We start from the raw sequence: 21551 nt of genomic DNA on the forward strand, positions 1-21551 counted from the left end.
ACGCGGCGCGGCGTCGGCCTGCCGCCCGTGCTGCCGCAGGTGCGGTATACGTCCTCCTGGGGCCTACCCGATGCCGGTGAAGGGAGTGGTTGCCGTGGAGCGTACGGGCTGCTGTGTGGTGGGGGGCGGGCCCGCCGGGATGGTGCTGGCCCTGCTGCTGGCCCGCGCCGGGGTCGAGGTGACCGTACTGGAGAAGCACGGCGACTTCCTGCGCGACTTCCGCGGCGACACCGTGCACCCGTCCACCCTGTCGCTGCTGGACGCCATCGGCCTCGCGGAGAAGTTCGCCCGGCTGCCGCAGCGACGGGTGACCTCGGTACAGCTGCCCATCGGCCCGGACCGGTCCCTCATCACGGTGGGGAACATCGGGGCGCTGCACGGGAAGTACAACTACATCGCGATGGTGCCCCAGTGGGACCTGCTGGACCTCCTCGCCGATGAGGCGGGCCGCGAGTCCTCCTTCAGCCTGCGCATGAACACCGAGGCGACCTCCTTCCTGACGGAACGGGGGAGGGTCACGGGCGTGCGGTACCGCACCTCCGACGGCACCGTCGGCGAACTCCGGGCTTCGCTGACCGTGGCCTGCGACGGCCGTGGTTCGCTGGCGAGGGACCTGCCCGAACTGGGGCTGGAGAGCTTCCCCTGCCCCATGGACGCGTGGTGGTTCCGGCTGCCGCGCCGTGAGGAGGACCCGAGCGGTCTCGTGGGGGGCCTGGGAGACCGGTTCTTCACCGCGCTCATCGACCGCGGCGACTACTGGCAGTGCGCGGCGCTCATTCCCAAGGGAACCGACGGCCCGCGCCGAGCCGAGGGCCTGGAGCGCTTCAACACCCGGTTCGCGGAGGCCGCCCCCTGGCTGGCCGACCGGGCCCACGCCCTGACCTCCTGGGACGAGGTCAAACTTCTCGACGTACGGCTCGACCGGCTGCGCCGGTGGCACCGCCCCGGGCTGCTGTGCATCGGCGACGCCGCCCACGCGATGTCGCCGGTGTTCGGCATCGGCATCAACCTCGCCGTGCAGGACGCCGTGGCCGCTGCCCGCCACCTGGTGCGCCCGCTCCGCGAAGGCACGGTCGGCCTCCGGGACGTACGCCGCGTACAGCACCGGCGACTGCCCACGACGGTGGCGACCCAGGGCCTGCAACGCCTCGCCCACACCCAGGTCATCGAGCCGCTGCTGGCCGGCCGGGTCGCGTTCGGCAATCCCGGGCGGGCCGCGCGGCTCACCGGGCTGATCACCCAGTCGCGGTGGCTGAACCGGGTGCCGGCCTACTTCCTCGCCTACGGGGCCTTGCGCGAGCGGCCCCCGAAGGAGTCGCTCTGACGTGTGGCCGACCGGCCACTGTTTGAGCGGTCGGAACTGCCGTACAAGTGAGAGCTGTTCGGAACATGCGACGGACCCGTGCCCAGGGGAGGGCGCAACGGCCCGTCGAACCGTGCTCGTCTCGAGCGTTCATGCCAGGGGGGCATCATGCGCATTCGTTCACGTGCCTGGAGTCTGGTCGCCGCAGGCCTGCTCGTCGTGGGCGCAGGTCCGGCATCCAGGGCCGAGACGTCGTCGGCCGGGCCGGCGGCAGGCTCCGTGCAGTACGCCGTCCAGGACCTCGGAACCCTTGGCGGTACCCGTAGCAAGGCGAACGCCATCGACGGCAACACGGTCGCCGGAAGCTCGCTGACGAAGGGCGACGCCGCCGAACACGCCTTCGCGTACGACCTGCGGAGTCGCACCATGACCGATCTCGGCACGCTGGGGCACTCCAGCGAGGCGACCGGCGTGGCGGGGGACTTCGTCGTGGGGGAGTCGGACCTCACCGCCGACGGCCCGACGCATGGATTCGCGTACGACATGCGGACCCGGAGGCTCGTCGACATCGGGACTCTCGGCGGCAGCAGGACCGACGTCACAGGCGTCAACGGCGACATCGTGGTGGGGTCGTCGACACTGCCCGGCGACCTGGTCACCCACGCGTTCGCCTACAGCCTGCGCACCCGGACCATGACGGATCTCGGGAGCCTCGCCGGGCCGTCGGGCGACAGCACCGCGGCGGCCGTCAGCGGTGTGACGGTCGTGGGCAGCTCCTCCCTGCCGGACACGCCCGCCGCCACGCGGCACGGGTTCGCCTACAACCTGCGCAACCGGACGATGACCGATCTCGGCACCCTCGGCGGAGGCTCCAGCACGGCCAACTCCGTCAGTGGTTCGACCGTGGTCGGCCAGTCCCGGACGGCCGACAACCGGCTCACCGGTTACGCCTACGACCTCCGCACCGGCGACCGCACGGACCTGGGGTCCCACTTCCTGAAGGACCAGCTGATCAGCGGGAGCACGGTGGCCGGCGGAGACGGCCTGCTCGCCAGCTCGCTCGACCTCGTGACGCACGCGAGTGCCGTGATCGGCTCCGGGCGAGGCGTCACGGAGGTCAGGCAGATCTCCGGGAACCTCATGGTCGGTGACAACTTCGCCCCCAACTCCTTCGCCTTCGCCGCCCGCGCCGACACCGGCGACTTCACCTACCTGGCCTCCCTCGGCGGCCGCAACTCCTCCGCGAGGCAGGCCAACCGCAACGGCGTCGTCGCAGGCAGCGCAGCACTGGCGCCCGCCGACCCGACCAACGCCAACGGCCCCTTCCACGCCGTCGTCTGGGTGCCGCGCACGGTGGGTTAGGGGGGGCGCAGGTCCTCAGGCGGGGCGGACGCCCTCGCTTCCTCCCTGGCCCCATCGGTGGGATGTTGGCGGGGCGAAGCGGTCCGCAGCAGGCCGCAAGGAGGGGACGGGGTGGGCATCTTGACGGGTCGGCACCGGAAGCACCCGCGCGCGGTACGACCCGCCGCCGCCGGGCGGCGCTGACCGCCACCGCGGTCGCCCTGGCCGTACCCCTGACCCTCGGTGCCACGGGCGGCGCGGGCGCAGCAGGGGCGCGTACGATCGTCTTCGCCCGCTGCACGGCGGCGGCGCCCAGCACGAGATCTACGTGGCCGACATCGACGGCACCCCCGCCACCCGGCTCACCCACACCGCGGCGGACGACCTCCATCCGACGTGGTCCCCGGACGGCGCGTACCTGGCGTTCAACCGGGCGGACGCGGGCGGAACGAGCAGGGTGATGAAGATCAGCCTGTCGACCCTGGCGCAGACCGCGGTCACCGGGCCCGGCTCCCACGACCTGGAGGCCGACTGGCGCCCGTAGGACTCCGCCTACGGCTTGTTCAGGTAGGTGAGGACCGCGCGGACGCGGCGGTTGGTGTCCTCGTCGTCCGTGATGCCGAGCTTGCCGAACAGCGAGGTCGTGTACTTGCCGATGGCGCCCTCGCTGAGGAACAGGCGGCGGCCGATGGCCTGGTTGGACAGTCCCTCGGCCATGAGGCCCAGTACGGCGTGCTCGCGTTCGGTGAGCCGGTCGACTCCCCGGCCCGGGGAACCGCCGGCCAGCAGCTTCGCGATCACGGCCGGGTCCATCGCCGTCCCGCCGCCCGCGACCCGCTCCAGGGCGCCGATGAACTGGTCGGCGTCGAACACGCTGTCCTTGAGGAAGTAGCCGACGCCGCCGGAGCCATCGGCCAGGAGCTCGCGGGCGTACAACTGCTCCACGTGCTGGGAGAGGATCAGGACCGGCAGCCCGGGTATTTCGCCCCGGGCGGCGAGGGCGGCCCGCAGCCCCTCGTCCGACTGGGTCGGCGGCATGCGGACGTCGATGACGGCCACGTCCGGGCGCCAGGCCCGCAGCGCGTCGAGGGTCTCGGGCCCGGTGGCGGCGGTGGCCACCACCTGGTGGCCGTACGCCTCGATCAGGCGCACCATGCCGTCACGCAGGAGGTAGAGGTCTTCGGCTACGACGATTCGCATGGCACCGCCATCCTCACACACGTCGGGCCGCCCGGCGGGCTGGTGATCTCCAAGGTGCCGTCGAAGACGGCGAGGCGTCGGCGCAGCCCCGCGAGCCCGCCGCCGGATCGGATGCCGGCCCCGCCCCGGCCGTCGTCCTCGACCTCGGCGACCACGCCGGTGCCGTCCTGCACGAGGGAGACCTGCGCCCGGCGGGCACGGGCGTGCTTGACGGCGTTGGTCAGCAGCTCGGCGATGCCGAAGTAGAGGGCGGACTCGATCGGCGGGTCCAGGCGCAGCGGGGTGCCGGCGCTGACGGCCACGTCGAGGCGGATGTCCAGGGCGAGGGCGCGGACCGCGTCGACGAGGCCGCGCTCGGTGAGCACGGGAGGGCTGATGCCCCTGATCAGTTCGCGGAGTTCGGTCAGCGAGGCGGTGGCCCCGGCGCGGGCGTCCTGCATCAGGGCCCTGGCCCGGCCGGGGTCGGTCTCCATGAGCTTTTCGGCGGTCGCGAGGGACAGGCCGAGTGCGACCAGGCGGGCCTGCGCTCCGTCGTGCAGGTCCCGCTCGATCCGGCGGATCTCGGCGGCTTGTGCGATCGTCGCGTCCGCGCGCTGGGCGGTCAGTTCGTCCACCCGGTCCGCCAGCGCCATCGCGGGCGTCGGGCTCAGGAAGCGTACGGCGACCGGCTCGACGGTCCGCCAGGCGTACGGGGCGGAGGTGACGGCCACGGTCAGGCCGCACAGCCCGACGAGGCGGGCGGGCCAGCCCGGTTGGGCGATCCCGAGGACCGCCGTGGCCGCCGCGGCCGGCGGAAGTGCGGCGGCCATGCCCACGGTCACCGGCGCGATCACCGTGAAGCGCAGGTCGCGCCAGGTGGCCGGGTCACGCCACCACATCCGCCACCGCTGGTCCATGAGCGCGTCCCGGCGGGTGCGTTCGTAGCCGAAGCCGTTCCACCAGTAGCCGGTGGACATCCGCGTCACCGGCCCGGCTTCCCGGTATCCGGCGGGGACGACGGTGCCGGTCCACCGCGCGACGAGGACACGGACGAGCCGGCAGACCGGGCGGGGAAGCACGAGTGTGCCCGCCGACACCAGCACCGACGGCATCAGCCACGACCACGGGTTGTGCGCACCCCACCGGATCCCCAGCGCCACGGCGGACGTCCACACGGCGGGCAGCAGCAGGGTGACGGCCGCCAGGACGCACGCCCGTAAGAACCCCACACCGGCGCGGGCAAGCCGACTGCCCAGCTGCCTCGGCTGACTCATCCGATCTCCTCCGCTCGCCGCTCGGTCCACCCACTGTGCACCGTACGGAGCCTGCGACGGCCCCGGTGCGCCGGGGAGTGGGGCCGGCCCCACCCGACGGTGGGTCCAGACCGATACCGGGCCCGCCCGGCGCTCCGTAGCGTCGATGACATGGAAACCAAGACGAACACCACGACCGGTCCGGCCTTCCTCGACGACCCCCGCATCCAGGGGTCGTTCGCCTCGGCGCAACGCAGCATCGGCCTCTACGGCGCGCTGACCGCCGCCGCCCTGACGGCCGTCGTCGTGGTGGCGGCCTGCGGGCACACGGTGAACGGGTTCATGTGGGTCAGGGCGGTCCTGCCGCCCCTGATCACCCTGCTGATCCACCGGATGACCGTCTCCGCGGCCGGGGGATCCCGGCGGGCCTTCGAGCGTCTGAGCGGTCTCACCGTCGTCATGCCGATCGCGATCATCGGCGTCGACTTCGTGCCGGGCGTCTGCCCGCTGTGGTATGCCCTGATGCAGAGCGTCTGCATGCTGCCGGTGATCCACCTCGCCTTCCTCACCCGAGGCTCCGCACTCCGCGGGGCCTTCCCCAAGGCGCGCTGACGGGGCACCGCGCGTGCTGGGCTCAGACGGAGACCGCGACCGCCAGTCCGAGGTAGACGCCGCCGACCAGCCGGGACAGCCGCCGCTCGCGGCTCGGGGTGCCGTGCAGCCGGCTGGCGAGCGCCGCGCCGAGGAAGGCGTAACCGAGGTCCAGGACGAACGCGACGAGCAGGAAGACCCCGCCGAGCGCCAGCATCCGGACGCGGGTCTGCCCGGGCGGCAGGCCGGGCGGCAGGAACTGGGGGAGGAAGGCCAGGAAGAACAGGATCACCTTGGGGTTGAGCACGTTGATCAGGACCGCGTCCCGGTAGACCCGAAGCAGCCGGGGCCCGGCGGGACGTACGGCGGCCTCGCCGGCTCCGCCGGCACCGGCGGTGGCGTCGACGACGGGGCCCGGACGGCTGAGCAGTGCCCGCACCCCCAGGTAGGCGAGGTAGCCGGCGCCCGCGTGCCGCAGCACCGCGAAGGCGAGGGGATGGCCGGTGATCAGGGTGCCCGCCCCGCCGGCGGCGGCGAGGACATGGACCAGGGTTCCGGACTCCACGCCCAGCGCCGAGACGAAACCGGCCCGTCGGCCCTGCTGCACGCTGCGCGTGACGATGTAGACGAGGTTGGGCCCGGGCACGGCGACCAGCAGCAGCGAGGCCAGCACGAAGCCGGCGAGCGAGGTCACCCGCGCTCCAGCGCCGTCCGCAGCAGCCCCAGCGGAGGGGCGCCGAGTTCGAACAGGGCGGTGTGGAAGCGGCGGAGTGAGAAGCCCCTGCCCCAGCGCTTCGCGGCCTCCTCGCGCAGGTCGAGGACGGCGAACTTGCCCCAGGTGTAGCGGCCGTAGGTGGGGTCGAGCAGCCCGCGCTCAGCCTCGTGCCGGGCGGCGGGTCCGGCCAGCGAGACGTCCGCGGTGAACCGGGCCACTGCGTCCGCCAGGGTCATCTCACCGGTGTGCAGGCCGATCGCGCAGGCGAAGCGCGTCACCCGGCGGAGCGCGTCCTGCGCGACCGCGACGGCGACCCGTGGATCGCCGGCCCGGAAGCCCTGCTCCAGGGCCAACTCCTCGCAGTAGTGCGCCCAGCCCTCGATGAAGGCCTCGGAGTGGAGCGTACGGCGGACCTCGCTCGGAGCCCGGCGCAGCGCCCGGCCGTGGCTGGCGTGCCCCGGGGCGACCTCATGCACGGCCATGTTCGGCATCAGGGTCCGGTTGAAGCCCGTCGCAAGCCACTGTGCACGCTCGGCCCGCGACCAGCCGTCCAGCGGGAGGGAGACCCGGAAGCTCGCGGGGGCGTCGGCCTCGTACGGAGCGGACGCGAACAGGCTGGCCAGGGAGCGGCGTTGTGAGTCGGGCATGGCCTCGACGGTGACCTCGACGTCGTGGTGCGGCACCAGGTCGAGCCGCGCGGTCCAGGCCACCGTCTGGTCGACGAGCTGCGCGAACTCCGCCAACAGGCCGTCCGCGTCGGGGTGGTCGGCCTGCAGGGCCCGCATGGTGTCGGCGGGCACGGCAGTGGGGTCGATGCGGCGCAGCGACTCGTCGAGCAGCGTGCGCAGCCGCTCCCGTTCGGCGTCCACCCTGGCGGTGAGCGAGGCGAGGTCGACGGTGCAGGCCTCGGCCGCACCGAGCAGCCGGGCGAGCGCCGGGCCCCCGAGTGCGGCGGACGGCGGGCCGTCGGCGGTGGCCCGTTCCAGGTGGGCCACCAGCCGGGCGTGTGCGCGGGCGGCGGCGAGGTGGACCGGCCCGGCCCCGGGGTCGAGGTGGGCCGCCAGTCCACGGGCCGGCGGCAGTGTGGCCCGGGCGAGCGGTGCGGGCACCCGGTCGAGGGCCTCGACCGCCGCGTCCACGGCGTCCGGCCACTGCCGCAGATGGGCGGTCCGGGCGGCCTCCCGCTCGGCCCGGGGCGCGTACGGGCGGTCGTAACCGGACAGTTCGAGGTTCTCGATGTGCCAGAGCGGGTTGCTGCGGTGCAGTTCCAGCTCGCCGAAGCGGACCCGCAGGGCCTCTTCGGCGGCCGCCGCGTGCGCCTCGTCGTGCGGGTCCCGGTACGGCGCGGTGCCTACGGGGCCGCCGAGGGCGGCGAGGCCGCGGCGCACGCCGTCCGGGGAGAGGTCCTGGACGGTGCCGTCGTACTCGTGGCGTCCGGCGCCGTCCCGTGCGGCGGGTACGGACAGCCCGCACACGGCGGCCAGTCGGGGGTCGGGAGGAGCGGTGATCGTCATGCCGCTAGCCTCGGGTGGCGCCGGCGTGCGATCCCGTGCCAATGGAGTGGGAAGTGGACTGGAACCGGGGGACTTCCGAGCCCGCCGTACTGATCGACCTGCTGGGGGAGTGGAGCGCGGCAGCGGGGCCGCTGTACCGGCGGCTCATCGGGGCACTGGTCCGCGCCGTACGGTCGGGGGACCTGCGCCCCGGCGACCGCCTGCCGTCCGAACGGAGGCTGGCCGAGGCGCTCTCCGTGAGCCGGGCGACCGTGGTCGCCGCCTACGACGAGCTGCGCGCCGCGGGCCTGGTCGAGACCCGTCGGGGCAGCGGCACCCAAGTGACCGCGGCAGCCGGCGCCCGGCGGAACCCGGCCGACGGGCGGGTGCGCGAGGGCCGGGCCACCGCGCTGATCCAACGGCTTGTGGCGCAGCCGCCGGACCTCATCTCGCTCGGCCAGGCGGCCGAGGGCGGCGGGCCGGACCTGGGAGGGGCGCTGCTCGACCTGGTCCGCGAGGACCTGCCCGTACTGGTGCGCGACGCGGGATACCATCCGGCCGGCCTCCCCGCGCTGCGCAAGGCGATCGCCGACCACCACACTGCCCACGGCCTGCCGACCTCGCCCGAGCAGGTCGTGGTGACCACCGGCGCCACCCAGGCGGTCGCCCTGATCGCCCGGCTGCACCTCGGGCGGGGATCGACCGCGATCGTGGAGTCCCCGGGCTGGCCCGGCTGCCTGGACGTGCTGCGGGCGGCCGGTGCCCGGCCGGTCGGCGTCGAGCTCGACGGCGACGGCGTACGGATCGACCGTCTCGCGGCCGAATTTGCCGCCCACATGCCCGCGTTGCTGTACGTCACGCCGACCTTCCAGAACCCCACCGGCGTCCTGATGTCCGCCGGACGCCGCCGTCGGGTCGCCCAACTCGCCGCCGAGCACGGCGTCATCGTCGTCGAGGACAATGCGCACGCGGCGGCCCTCGCCCCCGGACAGGCCCCGCCCCCGATCGGCGCACACCCCGTCGGCGGAACGGTGCTCACGGTGGGCTCGCTGACCAAGGCGGTCTGGGGCGGACTGCGGATCGGCTGGATCCGCGGGCCCCGGGAAGCCGTCGAGCCCCTGGCGCGGCTCAAGGCGCTCGAAGACCTCGGCAGCCCCTTGCTGGACCAGGCCCTGGCCGCACGCCTGCTGCCCGGGCTTCCCGCCCTGGCACCCGACCGCGAACGCCTGCGCCGGGAGCGGCTCGCCACGATGACCCGGCTGCTGGCCGAGCACCTCCCCGACTGGCAATGGCAGCCCCCGCAGGGCGGCTCCGCACTGTGGATCCGGCTCCCGCCGGGCATCGACGCCCACGGCTACGCTCAGCTGGCCCTGCGGCACGGGGCCGAGGTCATCCCGGGCAACGCCATGGACACCACGGGCGCGCACGACGACCACCTCCGCCTGCCCTGCTCCTTCGCCCCGGACACCGCGAGGGAACTGGTCTCCCGCCTGACCGCGGCCTGGAAGGCGCTGCCCCGCACCCGCTGAGGCGCGGATCGGGGGCGTTGCCCGTCGACATGCGGACCGCAGGCGTCCCACCCCTTGCCGAGCCTATCGAAAATCGATAGATTCCCATCGTAACTCGATGGAAGGCTGGCCATGGGAAAGCTGACGGTGGGGGCGCTGCGCGCCGTGCTGGTGGTGGTGCTCACAGGCACCGTGTGCGTACAGGCATTGATGGTCTGGACGCTGGTCAGCGGGAACGACCCGGAGGACGGCACGCTCCCGCTGACCGCGCTGCGCGTGATCACGATCCTGGGCATGCTGTCGGCCCAGGTCGCCCTGGTCTGCGTATGGCGGCTGGTGACGATGGTGCGACGCGGAACCGTGTTCTCCCACGCCGCCTTCCGGTACGTGGACGGCGTGATCGGCGCGATCGTGGCGGCCGCCCTCGTGTGGTTCGCCGTCACCGCCGTCAACGCGCCCGGCCAGCGGGAAGACCCGGGCGTCACCGTCATCATGGCCGGGGTCGGCGTGGCCATCCTCGGCGTCGCGCTCATCGTGCTCGTCCTGAGGATGCTGCTCGCCCAGGCCGTCGCGCGCGACGTCGAAGCGACTCAGATGCAGGCCGAGTTGGACGAGGTGATCTGATGCCGATCGCCGTCGACATCGACGTGATGCTGGCCAGGCGGAAGATGTCCGTCGGCGAGCTCGCCGACCGGGTGGGGATCACGCCCGCCAACCTCGCGGTACTCAAGAACGGCCGCGCCAAGGCGGTGCGCTTCGCGACGCTCGCCGCGCTGTGCGAGGTCCTCGACTGCCAGCCGGGCGACCTGCTGCGCTGGGAGGCCGGGGAAGCGGCCGGGGAAGTTGCCGAGGAGGCGGCCGGGGAGGCGGTCGGCGGATGACGTGGCCCCTCGGCCAGGCGGGTGATGGCAGTGCGGTCGGCGGTGTGTACGGGGAGCGAGCGGTCCCGCCTGTGCGACGGTGCGGGGTGCCTCTGTCCCGCTTCACCGCCGGGAGTTTCCGTGCTTGAACGCAAACCGCTCAAGGGCCGCACCCAGGTCACCTTCGTCCTGCCCGAGGACACCCCGGACGGCCCGGTCAGCGTGGTGGGGGACTTCAACCACTGGAACCCCGCCGCGCACCCCCTCACCTCCCGCGGTGACGGCACCCGGGCCGCCACGGTCGCGCTGCCCACCCACAGCGGGCATTCGTTCCGCTACCTCGCCGCCGGCGACTACTGGTTCGACGACGAACACGCCGACGGCCACGACGGCGCGAACGGCCGGATCCACACCTGACCGAAGGCCTGGGATCGCCCTCCCCGGGGGCCCGGGCGTCGTCCGGCAGCGTGCAGCCTGCGGTCCGCAACGGCTGCCGCCTGCCGGGAACCCGCCGCCGGCCCCTCGGGGTTCCCCGGGGGAGCCGTCAGCCGTGCACGCCGTGGACGACGTCCGCGTCCAGGCAGTCCGGCAGACCGAACAGCGGGAAGAGCCGGCCGGTGTCGCGGAAGGCCGTGATGCTGATGATCCGGTCGCCCGAGAACTCCACTACCTGGAGCGCCCAGGGCACGTAGCCGTTCCCGTCCGGGTGAGGACGGTACTGGCCGAAGGCGGGGGAGCCGTTCGCCGTCGTCGGCACCAGACGCGAGCCGCGGCAACCGATCGCGGGGCCGGTGAGCCAGGCCCGGATGTCGGGGACGCCGCGCATCCACTTCGCGTACGGGGGCAGGCACAGCGTGGCGTCGACGTGGAGGAGCATGTTCAGCTCCTCCATGTCGTGGCGCGAGAAGGCCGCGGCGTACCGCTCCGCCAGCAGCCGGCGGACCCCGTCGTCGCCCGCCCGGGAAACCGGCACCCCCGTCGCCCGGCGGCGGTCGGCCAGCGTGGCCCGGGCCCGCTGCAGTGCGCTGTTGGCCGAGGCGACGGTGGAGCCGTGCAGTTCGGCGACCTCCAGGGCCGAGAACCCCAGGACGTCCCGCAGGATCAGAGTGGCCCGCTGCCTGGGCGGCAGGTGCTGCAGCGCGGCGACGAACGCCAGCCGCACCGACTCGCCCGTCGTCGCGGCCGCCTCCGGATCACCGCCGGGGCAGGGCTCCACCCACAGCGCCGCGTCCTCCACGCCCGCCGGCGGAGTGCCGCCCTCGCTCGGACCCGACAAGTCCATCGGCAGTGCCCGCCGTTTGCCGGAGGCGAGAGCGTCCAGACAGACGTTGGTGGCGATCCGGTACACCCACGACCGCAGCGCCGACCGCCCTTCGAAGCGGTCGATGCTCCGCCATGCCCGGACCAGCGCCTCCTGCACGGCGTCCTCGGCCTCGGCGTACGAACCCAACATCCGGTAGCAGTAGCCGGTCAGCTCGCGCCGGAACTCCTCGAGCCCCTCCGCCGCAGCACCGGCCGCTCTCATCTCCTCCATGCCGTACCCCTTCGAAGAGCCAGTCCCGGATCGCCGACCCGGGCACCAAGCGCATCGAATTCCATCACATGATCATTTCACGGACGGGCCCTGTAGCGTCCGCCCCATGACCGCCCTCGACGCCCTCGTCCGCCTTTGCCCGCCGCCCGCCGAGTCCCCGCCGGCCGTGGACTGGGCACGGGCGGAACACGCCCTGGGTACCGCTCTGCCCACCGACTACAAGCAGCTCGTCGAGACGTACGGCGACGGCATCTTCGACGACACGGTCTGGCTGCTCGTTCCCGGCTCCGCCTACGACGACTGCGACCTCCACGCGCAGACGACGGAACGGGCAGAGATCCTGGCCGGCTTGTGGGAGTTCGAGGCGAAGCCCGCGGCCCTGCTCGAGGAGGGGGCGAGGGTCCTGCCGTGGGCGTGGGAAGAGGGCACGGGCGCATTCCTGTACTGGCTGGTGCGTCCCGGTCGGCACCCCGACGAGTGGACCGTGCTCTACAACGAGGGCCGCGGCCCGCTGTGGGAGCACCACGGCACGGGCTGCCTCGCCTTCCTGCTGGCGGTGCTCACGGGAACGGCCGAGACGGAGTACTTCGGCCACCTCCACGAGGTACTGAAGCCGAAGGAACACTGCTTCGCAACGGCCGACCAGGCCTTCGGAGCGACCGGGCACTGACGGCGCCGTGCGCCCCGCCCCCTTTGCCGGCCCGAGCCCCCGCGACGTCGCACGACGCGGGGACCGGTTCACGTGGGGGCGTGGTTCACGCCCCTACCGGTCTACCGGTAGAAGGTCCGGCCGGCGGCGCCCGAGGAGACCGACCACACCTCGGTGATCAGGCCGTCCGCGATGCGCAGGGTGTCGGTCCCGCTGCGGGCCACGGTCGAGCCGTCCTCCGCCGTGAAGCTCGCGAGGTACGGGCGGGCGACCGCCCCGGAGGGCGGTGCGGCGGCTGCGCCCGGTTCGAGGTCGACGACGGCGAGCCCTTCCGCGGTGAACCGCAGCTCCGCCCGGGTCCCGTGCCAGGCGGCTATGGTCGCGGCGAGCCGGTCCGGCGTCGTCACGTCGTCGAAGGCCTCGGTGCCGGCCTGCGTGTAGCGCAGGGTGAACCGGGGCGCCATGATGCGCGCGGCGAGTGCGGTGTCGCCGTTCCACATCGCGGTCCACCGGTCGTACACATCGACGCCGAACTGCCGCAGGTCCTCAGGGTTCGTCACAGGTCCCTCTTCTTCCGGTCCGGATCGTGATGGCCTACCAGTACGCGACGGTAACAAGAGGGTCGGACAATGCCGTTGGACGTCTTCGCCGCAAAGGCCGCCGCCGACGCCCGCGCTGCCGACACGTGGGCGCAGGCCGTGCGCGATGCCACTCCGCAGCCGCCGTGCACGAGACCGCCGGAGGGCTCGGAGCCCACGCTGACGTGCTGCTGCTGCTGCTGCTGCTGCCGCCGCGGCCCCCGCGATCCCGGAACTGCTCGTTCTCCTGGACACCGACAGCGCGGTGTGGGCGCTGGACGACCTCGCCGCGATCGGGCCGGCCGCGGCCGAGGCCGTGCCCCGCCAGAGGCTGTGCGCCCTGCTGGACGCCCCGCCCGAGGGCCAGTCGTTCGCACCGCGGGCCCTGGCCCTCGCGTACGGGCGGCTGACCGGCGACCGGGACCCCGTGCTCGCGTTGTTGCCCGCGCAGCCGGGCGAGCCGTTCGGCCGGCACGACGACGCCGTGCTGCTGCGGGAACTGGGGCCTGAGGGCACCCCGTACGTCGAGCAGCTGCGCGAACTCCTCGCCGTGAGGAGGAAGGGTGGCTGCCGCTCCACGCCGCGGGAGCGCTCTGGCGGATCACCGGACGGGCCGACGAGATCGTCCCCGTCCTCGTCCGGGCCGTCGCCCCCTTCCCCGAACGCGGCGGCGCCTACCGGGCGGTCACCGAGACGGTGAAGCTGCTGGCCGAGATCGGCGCGCCCGCAGCCGCCGCGGAGCCCGTCCTGAGGGCGTTCCTCGACGCCGACGAGCGGCCCGTCCCGCACGGGGCATGGCGTTCCGTACCGGAGGACGACGAGTTGTGACGCCGCGCGCGCCGCACTGCGGGCCATATCCGGCTCCCGCGTGTGCGAGGTGCGGCCTCCGGACCGGACGGCGGAGGCGCCCCGGTAGCGGGCCGTACTGCCCATCGACGGTGCCGGGCGCGGAGGGCGCGGCCCGGCCCCGGGCGAGCGCCGCCCGCGGGCGAGCGCGCCCCCGGGTGCGGCCGATCCGCTGAAATCCGCCGGCCCCGCGCATCGCCGGGACTCCCCCAGGGCAGCCAGCCACCGTGGCCCGTCCCGCTTCCCGCCCGCAGAGCAGACCCGCGGTGTCCGCCGGGGCCCCCGTGCCCGTCCGCCCGCCGACCGTCCGGCACGCCCTCGTCGCCGGATCCGTCGGCAACTTCGTGGAGTGGTACGAGTTCGGCGTGTACGGCTCCTTCGCCACCGTCATCGCCGCCCGCTTCTTCACCCCGGACGGCGGCGACCGCGGCCAGGCGCTCGTCGCCACCTACGCGGCCTTCGCCATCGCCTTCTTCTTCCGTCCCCTGGGCGCCCTGCTCTTCGGGCGGTTCGCGGACCGGGCGGGCCGCCGCCCGGCACTCGTCCTCGCCGTCTGCCTGATGACGGGGGCGACGGCCCTGATCGGCGTACTGCCCGCCCACTCCGCCGTCGGCGCGCTCGCGTCATGGCTGCTCACCCTGCTGCGCTGCCTCCAAGGCCTGTCCGCCGGAGGCGAGTTCGGCGGCGCCGTGAGCCTCCTGACCGAGACCGCACCGCCCGGCCGACGCGGCCGCCACGGCGCCTGGCAGTCCTTCACGGTCGCCCTCGGGCTCCTGACGGGCGCGGGCCTCGCCGCCGGACTGGCGACCCTGCTCTCCGAGAGCGCCCTGTACGCGTAGGGCTGGCGCATCCCCTTCCTGCTGGCCCTGCCGCTGGGCGCCGTCGCCCTGTGGCTCCGCCTGCGCCTGCCGGAAACCGCCCCACCGCCGGACTCCGCCGCGCCCGGTGCTGCCGACGGCCCGTCGGGCGGCCCGTCGGGCGGTCCGGCGGACGGCCCGGCCCGGGCGGAGTTGCTGCGTGCCGTCCTGCTCGGGGTCGGGCGGATCATGGGATGGTCCGCGGCCGGGTACACCTTCCTCGTCGTCCTGCCCTCCTACCTCCAGGCCACCCTCGGCACCACCTTCCAGCAGGCCCTGGCCGCCACCTTCCTCGCCAACCTCGGATTCGCCGCCGCGATCCTCCCCGCCGGTGCGCTCAGCGACCGCGTGGGCCGACGGGCCGTCATGCTCGCGGGCAGCGCCCTCGTCGCCCTGACCGCCGTACCGCTCCTGCACCTGCTGCGCGACCCCGCGCCCTCCGTCGCGGCGAAAGCCGCACTGCTGGCGGCGGCCGGCGCGATGATCGGACTGCTGGCCGGGCCCGGCCCCGCCCTGCTCGCGGAGATGTTCCCGGCCCGGGCGCGCAGCACCGGGCTCGGCCTGGCCTACGCCCTCTCCAACGCCGTCTTCTCCGGCTGCGCGGGCCTGATCGTCACCACGCTCGTACGCCACACCGGCAACCCGGACGTCCCCGCCCTGTACGCGGCGGGGGCCTGCGCCCTGGCCGTACCCGCCCTGCTCACCCTGCGCCCCGACGACCACCTGAGGCCCCTGAGATGACCCCGCACCCCGAACCGCCCCCACCGCAGGCGGCGCAGACCACCGTCATCGGCCTGATGTCCGGCACCTCCTGCGACGCCGTGGACGCCGCGGCCGCCCGCATCACGCGCGAGGGCACCGCACTGCACCTGACCCCGCTCGGCATGGTCAGCGAACCGTACGACGACGAGCTGCGCCGCGCGCTCGCGGCTGCGCTCCCGCCCGGCCGCACCACCCTCGCCGACGTGTGCCGCCTCGACACGCGCATCGGGCAGGCCTTCGCGCGGCTCGCCGTGCGGGCCGACCGCGAGCTCTGCGCCGGGCGGGCCGAACTGGTCGCCTCCCACGGACAGACCGTCTTCCACTGGGCGGACGGCGGCCGCGTGCACGGCACGCTGCAGCTCGGCGAACCCGCATGGATCGCGGAGGCGACCGGACTTCCCGTCGTCTCCGGCTTCCGCACCCGGGACGTCGCGGCCGGCGGGCAGGGCGCACCCCTCGTCGGCCTGATCGACCGCATGTTGCTGCACGGACACCCGGGCGTCCCGGCCGCGCTGAACGTCGGCGGCATCGCCAACGCCACCGTCCTCACCCCCGACGGCACCCCGGCCGCCTTCGACTCCGGGCCCGGCAACGCCCTCCTCGACGCCGCCGCCCGCCACTTCACCGCCGGGCGGCTCGACCACGACGCCGACGGCCGCCTGGCCGCCCGCGGCACCGTCCACGGGCCGCTGCTCGCACGGCTGCTCGCCGAGCCGTACTACGTGCTGCCCGCGCCCAAGACCACCGGTCGCGAGCTGTTCCACTCCGGCTACCTGCGGACGGCCCTGGACGCGGTCGGCCCGCTGCCCGCCCCCGACGTACTCGCCACCCTCACCCGGCTGACCGCCCGTACGATCGCCGACGCGTTGCGCCCCTTCGGCGTCACGGAGGTGCTGGCCTCCGGGGGCGGCACCCGCAACCCCGCACTGATGACCGCACTCGGGCAGGAGCTCGGCGCCTCGGTACGGCTGCGCACCTCCGACGCGCTCGGGCTGCCCAGCGCCGCCAAGGAGGCGTACGCCTTCGCCGTACTGGGCTGGCTCACCCTGCACGGCCTGCCGGGCACCCTGCCGCAGTGCACGGGCGCGGCGGGCCCGCGGGTCCTCGGCAGCATCACCCCGGGCCGGGCGCCCCTCCGCCTGCCCGCCGTGCCGGCGCAGGCACCCCGCACCCTCAGGGTCGAGCCGGCGCCGGCCGCTGCGCGTCGACGCCGGCCGCCTGCGGTGCCCGGGCCGTGACCAGCAGGCCGGTGACCAGCGCCGCCAGCAGCAGGGCGCCGGCCCCCCACCAGAGGGTGTCGGTGTAGCCGTGCATGATCTCCTCGGCCTGGCTGTCCTCGGACGAGGCGGTGAGACGGACGCCGATGAGCGTGAGGAGCAGCGCCGCACCGATCGCCTCGCCGAGCTGCTGGGCCGTGACGACGATCGCCGAGGCCGTGCCGGAGCGCTGCGGGGCGATGCCGGCGGTGGCGGTGGCGAAGAGCGGCCCGCAGGCCAGGCCGCTGCCGAAACCGGCGAGGAGCATGCCGGGCACCAGATGGGGACCGTACGCGCTGCCGGAGTCGACGAGGGCGAGGACCAGCAGCCCGACCGCAGCGGTCACCAGTCCCGACACGATCAGCACGCGGGGCGCGGTGCGGTGCTGCAGGCGCGCCGAGACCTGCGTGGCGGCGATGACGGCCGCGGCGGCCAGCGGCAGGAGCATCACGCCGACCATGCCGGGGGAGTAGCCGAAGACGTACTGCATGTAGGCGGTGAGCGCGGGGAGCAGCGCCAGGAGTCCGGCGCCGGTCAGGACCATCGCCAGGACGGAGCCGAGGCGGTCGCGGCCGCCGACGGGGGACCCGTCCGCCGGGGCGCCGGACGCCGTGGTCTGCCGCCACAGGAAGGCCACGAGCAGGAGGACGCCCGCCGCGAGCAGGCCCAGGGCCAGGGGAGTGGTCCAGCCGAGCCGCGCGGCCTCGTCCGTGCCGTAGATCAGGGCGGCGAGTCCGGCGGAACCGAGCAGCACGCCGAGCCAGTCGGAGCGGGCGCCGACGCCGGGCGGGCGGCCCGGCAGCAGGGTGGCCGCACCCGCCAGCGCGAGCGCCGCGAGCGGGACGGCGGCGTACTGGGTCACGCGCCAGGACGCCGCCTCCGCGAGCCAGCCACCCGCGAGCAGCGCGAGGGCGCCGCCGCCCGCCGCGACCGCCCCGTAGATCCCGAAGGCCCGGGCGCGTTCCCTCGGCTCGGTGAAACCGGTGGACACCAGGGAGAGCGCGGACGGTGTCAGCAGGGCGGCGAAAGCACCCTGCAGGGCGCGCGTCGTGATCAGGAGACCGGGGTCGCCGGCCGAGCCGCAGAGTACGGAGGCCAGCGCGAAGCCGCCCAGACCGATCATCAGGGCCCGCTTGGCCCCCACGAGGTCGGAGATCTGCCCGCCGAGGAGCAGCAGCCCGCCGAAGGCGAGCACGTACGCGGTGACCGGGTTCAAGCCGTCGCCGGAGAAGCCGAGATCGGACTGCACGGCCGGCAGGACCGTGCTGAAACCCATCACGTCGAGCAGCACCAGCAGCTGCGTCAGGGCGATCACCCCGAGGCCCCACCAGCGCCTGGAGTGCGGGGCAGCCGGCTCCGGGAGTCCGGCCGGAGGAGGCCCGAAGCCCTGCGCGGGGACGAGCTGCTCCACGGCCGGGGTCGTGGGCGCGTACGGGGGAGGCACCGGCACCGGCCGGTGCTGGCGCGGGACGGAGGGGATGCGGGGGTCCGGCTGCGCGGCGGGCTCGGCGGCGGGCTGCGCATCGGACGTCTCGGGGGCCCAGTCCAGCAGTTTGGCCGCGCGGCGGCCGAGTTGTGCCAGCACCCTGTCCGGAAGCCACTCCCCGTCCCGGTCGACGGCCGTACGGGCGGCGACCTCCCGGGGAGTGGGCCGGTCGGCCGGGACCTTCTCCAGGCAGGCGCGTACGAGACCGGTCAGCGACTGCGGCACACCGGTGAGGTCCGGCTCCTCCTCGGCGACCCGGAAGAGGTGGGCGTTCAGCCCGGAGTCGGCGGCTCCGAACAGGAGCCGTCCGGTGGAGGCGTACACGAGGACGGCGCCGAGACAGAAGACGTCGCTGGCGGGCGTGAGGTCGAGGCCGCGGACCTGCTCCGGCGACATGAAACCGGGAGAGCCGATCAGCATGCCGGTGCGGGTGTGCAGGCTGTCCCCGGCGAGGCTGTCCATGGCGCGCGCGATGCCGAAGTCGATGACGCGGGGGCCGTCGACGGTGATGAGCACGTTCGACGGCTTCAGGTCACGGTGGATCAGTCCCGCATCGTGCACGGCTTCCAGGGCGACGGCGAGCCGGTTGGCGAGGGTGTGCACCGAGTGCTCGGGCAGCGGCCCGAAGTCCTCGGCGACCACGGTGCGCAGGTCCGGCCCCGGGATGTACTGCGTCGCCACCCAGGGCACGGCGGCCTCCGGGTCGGCGTCGAGCACCGAGGCCGTCCAGTCACCGCCCACCCGCCGGGCGGCGGCCACCTCGCGGGCGAAGCGCCTGCGGAACTCGGGGTGCCCGGCGTGCTCGGCCTGCACGACCTTCACGGCGACGGTGCGCCCGCCCTCGGAACGGCCCAGATAGACCAGTCCCATGCCGCCCTCACCCAGCCGGGCGATCAGACGGTAGGGGCCGATGCGGGTCGGGTCTGCTGCGATCAACTGGTCCACGGGGACGAAGTATGCCAACTGTCCGGCAGGAGGGAACCCGTACCCCGTATGCCGGAAGAAGGCCGGGATGACGATCGGCACGCCGTCCTTCGAACGTGCGGCAGTCGCCCGCCGGTTCGCGGCTCCGGGGCGAGCCGTTCGGCGGCGCGGACACGGTGCGCCCCGGGGCGGACCTGCGATCCCGGCTGCACGGCCGAGCGGTGGAACGGGACTCGTCGCGATGTCGGATCCTGCTGACATGCTGCTTCCATGAGGCACGCCGGCACGCCCGACATCATCCGGTTCACCGACGCAGGCGAGGTCACGCCGGAACTCCGGCGCAGGCTGATCGACTGCTGGATCGCGGTCACCAACCTGGGCGGTGCCGCCGGGTTCCCCTTCCCACCGGTACAGGACGACGAGGTCGCTCCGGTCATCGAGGAGCTCCTCGGCCGTCTCCACCCGCAGCACACCCGGCTCATCGCCGCCGGATTCGGCGACGCCCTCGCCGGATGGGTGGTCCTCCGCCGTGACCCCTACCGGCTGGTCGCGCACTGGGGCACGGTCCACCACCTCCAGACCCACCCCGCATTCCGGGGCCGGGGTGTCGGCTCCGCCCTCATGCGCGAGCTGCGGAAGACCGCCCGTGACGACCTGGGGCTCGAGCAGCTCCGTCTTGCGGCCCGCGGCGGCGAGGGGCTGGAGGACTTCTACGGCCGGCTCGGATGGCGTGAGGTCGGCCGCTGGCCCGGGGCCCTCCGGCTCTCGCCCGACGACACCCGGGACGAGGTGCTGATGCTCCTCGATCCCCTCTGATCGCCCCGGTCGCTCCCGCCGGGGTGCCCGTGCCGCACACAGGGCCCGCCGTTTCGTCGTGGGCGGACAGGCCTGTCCGCGCGGCCGGGCCCGGTGTGATCATGATCCTCCGCCGAACCCGCCAGATCCCTCCGCCGGCGTCCCGACGGAACGGGCATGCGAACAGAGGAGCCACCCGGTGCGCAAGCACGAGCAGGCCATGCGCCGCCATTTCCACGAGGCCGCCGCGCGGCGCGGATTCTCGGTCGTCCCGGCCCAGGAGGCCGCCGTCGAGCGGCTGGCCCGGCTGGCGGGCGAACTCGCCCGGCCGGCCTGGACGTTCCCCGCACCGCCCCGTGACCTCTACGTCTGGGGCCCGGTGGGCCGGGGGAAGAGCTGGCTGGTGGACACCTTCTACGAGGGGCTGCCCGGCGGGCGCAAACGCCGCCTGCACTTCCACGACTTCTTCCGGCGGCTGCACGACGGGGTGACGAGGCCGGGCGCCCGCCACGACGGGCAGAGCGCCGTCGACGGCGCTCTCGACGAGCTGATCGGGGACAGCCGGGTCCTGGTCTTCGACGAGTTCCACGCACACGACGCGGGCGACGCGATGCTGATCGCACGCCTCTTCCGCACGCTGCTGGACCGCCGGATCACTCTGGTCACCACCTCCAACTACCCGCCCGCCGGACTGATGCCGGACCCGCTCTACCACCACCTGTTCGAGCCCACCATCAAGCTGATAGAGGAGCGGATGGACGTCCTGGACGTCACGGGCCCGGTGGACTTCCGCCGGCTCGCGGCGCCCGGGGCGGCGGACGGCGGCCGCCGGTTCGCGACGGGGCTGTGCCTGCCCCGGGGCGACACCGCCCTGGAGGCATGCGGCCTCACCGCACCGGCGCCCGCGGAGGCCACCGCGGTCCGGGCCCACCTGCGGGAGCTGCCGGCCCGCGCGGTCCGCGGCGACCTCGTCTGGTTCGGCTTCGACGCGCTGTGCGAGACCGCGACGGCGGTGCCCGACTACCTGGCCCTCGCCGGACGGTTCGCCACCCTGGTCCTGGACGGCGTACCCCCGCTGGCCGAGGCATCCGCGGACGGACGGCAGCGGTTCGCGAACCTCGTGGACGTCGCCTGCGACCGCGACATCCGACTCGTCCTCATCGGCTCCGACCCGCTGACCGCCCTCCCCGACGGCCAGGCCCTGACCCGCGACCTGGACCGTACGGCGAGCCGGCTGGCGATGCTCCAGCGGGCGAACTGAGCCCGGCTGCGGCCACCCGAGGCGGAAGGGGAGTGAGGAGTGCGGATGCCGAGCGGTCCGGAGGTCACTCCGCCGCGATGCCGAGTTCGCCGAGCAGTCCGCGGATGCGCTGCTCGATCTCGTCCCGGATGGGCCGGACCGCGGCGACGCCCTGTCCAGCCGGGTCCTCCAGCTGCCAGTCCAGGTACTGCTTGGCGGGGAAGTAGGGGCAGGCGTCGCCGCAGCCCATCGTGATCACGACGTCCGACGCCTGCACCGCCTCGGCGGTGAGGACCTTGGGGGCCTCGGCGGAGATGTCGATGCCGACTTCCTCCATCGCCTCGACGACGGCCGGGTCCACGGTGTTCGCAGGGGCCGATC

The 21551-nt window shown here is 74.1% G+C and carries 21 protein-coding genes and 2 pseudogenes; 15 read left to right on the plus strand and 8 right to left on the minus strand.

Annotated elements, in window-relative coordinates; genetic code table 11:
• The first annotated feature begins 94 nt into the window (after positions 1-94).
• The 3 genes from ACIGFK_RS35430 (at position 95) to ACIGFK_RS35440 (ending at position 3188) form a co-directional block, all read left to right on the plus strand.
• Positions 95-1324, plus strand: coding sequence for an FAD-dependent oxidoreductase (locus ACIGFK_RS35430; protein WP_400055141.1), 1230 nt, complete (start codon positions 95-97; stop codon positions 1322-1324).
• Between the two features lie 147 nt (positions 1325-1471).
• The gene (locus ACIGFK_RS35435; protein WP_400055143.1) at positions 1472-2665 is read left to right on the plus strand and encodes a hypothetical protein; all 1194 of its coding nucleotides are present in this window, start codon (positions 1472-1474) and stop codon (positions 2663-2665) included.
• A gap of 307 nt (positions 2666-2972) precedes the next feature.
• Positions 2973-3188 (plus strand): TolB family protein, encoded by a 216-nt coding sequence (locus ACIGFK_RS35440; RefSeq protein WP_376656298.1) that lies wholly within the window; start codon positions 2973-2975, stop codon positions 3186-3188.
• An 8-nt stretch (positions 3189-3196) separates the two neighbouring features.
• Here ACIGFK_RS35440 and ACIGFK_RS35445 read toward each other — a convergent pair whose 3' ends face one another.
• Entirely contained in the window at positions 3197-3844 is a 648-nt protein-coding gene (locus ACIGFK_RS35445) for a response regulator (RefSeq protein ID WP_376656297.1), read from the minus strand.
• Positions 3829-5097, minus strand: a complete 1269-nt coding sequence (locus tag ACIGFK_RS35450; protein WP_376656296.1) for a sensor histidine kinase — start codon at positions 5095-5097, stop codon at positions 3829-3831. The genes ACIGFK_RS35445 and ACIGFK_RS35450 overlap by 16 nt, the downstream gene beginning before the upstream one ends.
• A gap of 150 nt (positions 5098-5247) precedes the next feature.
• Here ACIGFK_RS35450 and ACIGFK_RS35455 point away from each other — a divergent pair, with 150 nt between their 5' ends.
• The gene (locus ACIGFK_RS35455; protein ID WP_400055145.1) at positions 5248-5688 is read left to right on the plus strand and encodes a hypothetical protein; all 441 of its coding nucleotides are present in this window, start codon (positions 5248-5250) and stop codon (positions 5686-5688) included.
• Between the two features lie 22 nt (positions 5689-5710).
• Here the strand turns inward: ACIGFK_RS35455 and ACIGFK_RS35460 are convergent, their stop codons facing one another.
• Together ACIGFK_RS35460 and ACIGFK_RS35465 are read right to left on the minus strand one after the other, a co-directional pair.
• Positions 5711-6361 (minus strand): LysE family translocator, encoded by a 651-nt coding sequence (locus ACIGFK_RS35460; RefSeq protein WP_400055147.1) that lies wholly within the window; start codon positions 6359-6361, stop codon positions 5711-5713.
• Positions 6358-7896 carry a DUF885 family protein gene (locus tag ACIGFK_RS35465; protein WP_400055149.1) on the minus strand — a complete coding sequence of 513 codons (1539 nt, stop codon included), beginning with the start codon at positions 7894-7896 and terminating at the stop codon, positions 6358-6360. The genes ACIGFK_RS35460 and ACIGFK_RS35465 overlap by 4 nt, the downstream gene beginning before the upstream one ends.
• A gap of 53 nt (positions 7897-7949) precedes the next feature.
• Here ACIGFK_RS35465 and ACIGFK_RS35470 point away from each other — a divergent pair, with 53 nt between their 5' ends.
• The 4 genes from ACIGFK_RS35470 (at position 7950) to ACIGFK_RS35485 (ending at position 10660) form a co-directional block, all read left to right on the plus strand.
• Positions 7950-9404 (plus strand): PLP-dependent aminotransferase family protein, encoded by a 1455-nt coding sequence (locus tag ACIGFK_RS35470; RefSeq protein WP_376656292.1) that lies wholly within the window; start codon positions 7950-7952, stop codon positions 9402-9404.
• A 111-nt stretch (positions 9405-9515) separates the two neighbouring features.
• Complete coding sequence (locus ACIGFK_RS35475; protein ID WP_376656291.1) at positions 9516-10007, plus strand: DUF2975 domain-containing protein; 492 nt, start codon at positions 9516-9518, stop codon at positions 10005-10007.
• A complete protein-coding gene (locus ACIGFK_RS35480) occupies positions 10007-10264 on the plus strand; it encodes a helix-turn-helix domain-containing protein (protein WP_400055151.1) in 258 nt (85 codons plus the stop codon). The genes ACIGFK_RS35475 and ACIGFK_RS35480 overlap by 1 nt, the downstream gene beginning before the upstream one ends.
• A gap of 120 nt (positions 10265-10384) precedes the next feature.
• A complete protein-coding gene (locus ACIGFK_RS35485; RefSeq protein WP_376656289.1) occupies positions 10385-10660 on the plus strand; it encodes an isoamylase early set domain-containing protein in 276 nt (91 codons plus the stop codon).
• 127 nt (positions 10661-10787) lie between these two features.
• On the opposite strand, the gene ACIGFK_RS35490 is transcribed toward ACIGFK_RS35485, so the two are convergent.
• Positions 10788-11768: a sigma-70 family RNA polymerase sigma factor gene (locus ACIGFK_RS35490; RefSeq protein WP_400055210.1), complete on the minus strand. Its 981-nt coding sequence runs from the start codon at positions 11766-11768 to the stop codon at positions 10788-10790.
• 115 nt (positions 11769-11883) lie between these two features.
• Here ACIGFK_RS35490 and ACIGFK_RS35495 point away from each other — a divergent pair, with 115 nt between their 5' ends.
• A complete protein-coding gene (locus ACIGFK_RS35495; protein WP_376656288.1) occupies positions 11884-12447 on the plus strand; it encodes a hypothetical protein in 564 nt (187 codons plus the stop codon).
• Positions 12448-12548: 101 nt separating this feature from the next.
• Here ACIGFK_RS35495 and ACIGFK_RS35500 read toward each other — a convergent pair whose 3' ends face one another.
• Positions 12549-12986 (minus strand): hypothetical protein, encoded by a 438-nt coding sequence (locus ACIGFK_RS35500; RefSeq protein ID WP_400055154.1) that lies wholly within the window; start codon positions 12984-12986, stop codon positions 12549-12551.
• 283 nt (positions 12987-13269) lie between these two features.
• On the opposite strand from ACIGFK_RS35500, the gene ACIGFK_RS35505 reads away from it, so the two are divergent.
• The 4 genes and pseudogenes from ACIGFK_RS35505 to ACIGFK_RS35520 all read left to right on the plus strand — a co-directional run bounded on the left by ACIGFK_RS35505 (position 13270) and on the right by ACIGFK_RS35520 (position 16707).
• Positions 13270-13704 (plus strand): hypothetical protein, encoded by a 435-nt coding sequence (locus tag ACIGFK_RS35505; RefSeq protein WP_400055156.1) that lies wholly within the window; start codon positions 13270-13272, stop codon positions 13702-13704.
• Entirely contained in the window at positions 13701-13832 is a 132-nt protein-coding gene (locus ACIGFK_RS35510; protein ID WP_376656285.1) for a hypothetical protein, read from the plus strand. The genes ACIGFK_RS35505 and ACIGFK_RS35510 overlap by 4 nt, the downstream gene beginning before the upstream one ends.
• Before the next feature lie 284 nt (positions 13833-14116).
• A pseudogene (locus ACIGFK_RS35515) lies at positions 14117-15448 on the plus strand (MFS transporter).
• The gene (locus ACIGFK_RS35520) at positions 15445-16707 is read left to right on the plus strand and encodes an anhydro-N-acetylmuramic acid kinase (protein WP_400055158.1); all 1263 of its coding nucleotides are present in this window, start codon (positions 15445-15447) and stop codon (positions 16705-16707) included. The pseudogene ACIGFK_RS35515 and the gene ACIGFK_RS35520 overlap by 4 nt, the downstream one beginning before the upstream one ends.
• Here ACIGFK_RS35520 and ACIGFK_RS35525 read toward each other — a convergent pair.
• Complete coding sequence (locus tag ACIGFK_RS35525; RefSeq protein ID WP_400055160.1) at positions 16643-19156, minus strand: MDR family MFS transporter; 2514 nt, start codon at positions 19154-19156, stop codon at positions 16643-16645. The genes ACIGFK_RS35520 and ACIGFK_RS35525 overlap by 65 nt on opposite strands.
• Positions 19157-19405: 249 nt before the next feature.
• On the opposite strand from ACIGFK_RS35525, the gene ACIGFK_RS35530 reads away from it, so the two are divergent.
• On the plus strand, positions 19406-19951 hold the full coding sequence (locus ACIGFK_RS35530) for a GNAT family N-acetyltransferase (protein ID WP_400055161.1): 546 nt from the start codon (positions 19406-19408) through the stop codon (positions 19949-19951).
• A gap of 178 nt (positions 19952-20129) precedes the next feature.
• Positions 20130-21191, plus strand: coding sequence for a cell division protein ZapE (gene zapE, locus ACIGFK_RS35535; RefSeq protein WP_400055163.1), 1062 nt, complete (start codon positions 20130-20132; stop codon positions 21189-21191).
• Between the two features lie 64 nt (positions 21192-21255).
• Here zapE and ACIGFK_RS35540 read toward each other — a convergent pair.
• Positions 21256-21549, minus strand: a pseudogene (locus ACIGFK_RS35540) (phosphotyrosine protein phosphatase); the annotation flags it as partial.
• Between the last annotated feature and the right edge of the window lie 2 nt (positions 21550-21551).

The sequence above is a fragment of the Streptomyces sp. NPDC085524 genome (assembly GCF_044541755.1).
Taxonomy (GTDB): Bacteria; Actinomycetota; Actinomycetes; order Streptomycetales; family Streptomycetaceae; genus Streptomyces.

Coding starts and splice junctions, on each gene's coding strand:
- ACIGFK_RS35435 (WP_400055143.1), top strand. CDS start 1,472: ATGCGCATTCGTTCACGTGCCTGGAGTCTGGTCGCCGCAGGCCTGCTC.
- ACIGFK_RS35445 (WP_376656297.1), bottom strand. CDS start 3,844: ATGCGAATCGTCGTAGCCGAAGACCTCTACCTCCTGCGTGACGGCATG.
- ACIGFK_RS35450 (WP_376656296.1), bottom strand. CDS start 5,097: ATGAGTCAGCCGAGGCAGCTGGGCAGTCGGCTTGCCCGCGCCGGTGTG.
- ACIGFK_RS35455 (WP_400055145.1), top strand. CDS start 5,248: ATGGAAACCAAGACGAACACCACGACCGGTCCGGCCTTCCTCGACGAC.
- ACIGFK_RS35465 (WP_400055149.1), bottom strand. CDS start 7,896: ATGACGATCACCGCTCCTCCCGACCCCCGACTGGCCGCCGTGTGCGGG.
- ACIGFK_RS35475 (WP_376656291.1), top strand. CDS start 9,516: ATGGGAAAGCTGACGGTGGGGGCGCTGCGCGCCGTGCTGGTGGTGGTG.
- ACIGFK_RS35480 (WP_400055151.1), top strand. CDS start 10,007: ATGCCGATCGCCGTCGACATCGACGTGATGCTGGCCAGGCGGAAGATG.
- ACIGFK_RS35490 (WP_400055210.1), bottom strand. CDS start 11,768: ATGAGAGCGGCCGGTGCTGCGGCGGAGGGGCTCGAGGAGTTCCGGCGC.
- ACIGFK_RS35495 (WP_376656288.1), top strand. CDS start 11,884: ATGACCGCCCTCGACGCCCTCGTCCGCCTTTGCCCGCCGCCCGCCGAG.
- ACIGFK_RS35520 (WP_400055158.1), top strand. CDS start 15,445: ATGACCCCGCACCCCGAACCGCCCCCACCGCAGGCGGCGCAGACCACC.
- ACIGFK_RS35530 (WP_400055161.1), top strand. CDS start 19,406: ATGAGGCACGCCGGCACGCCCGACATCATCCGGTTCACCGACGCAGGC.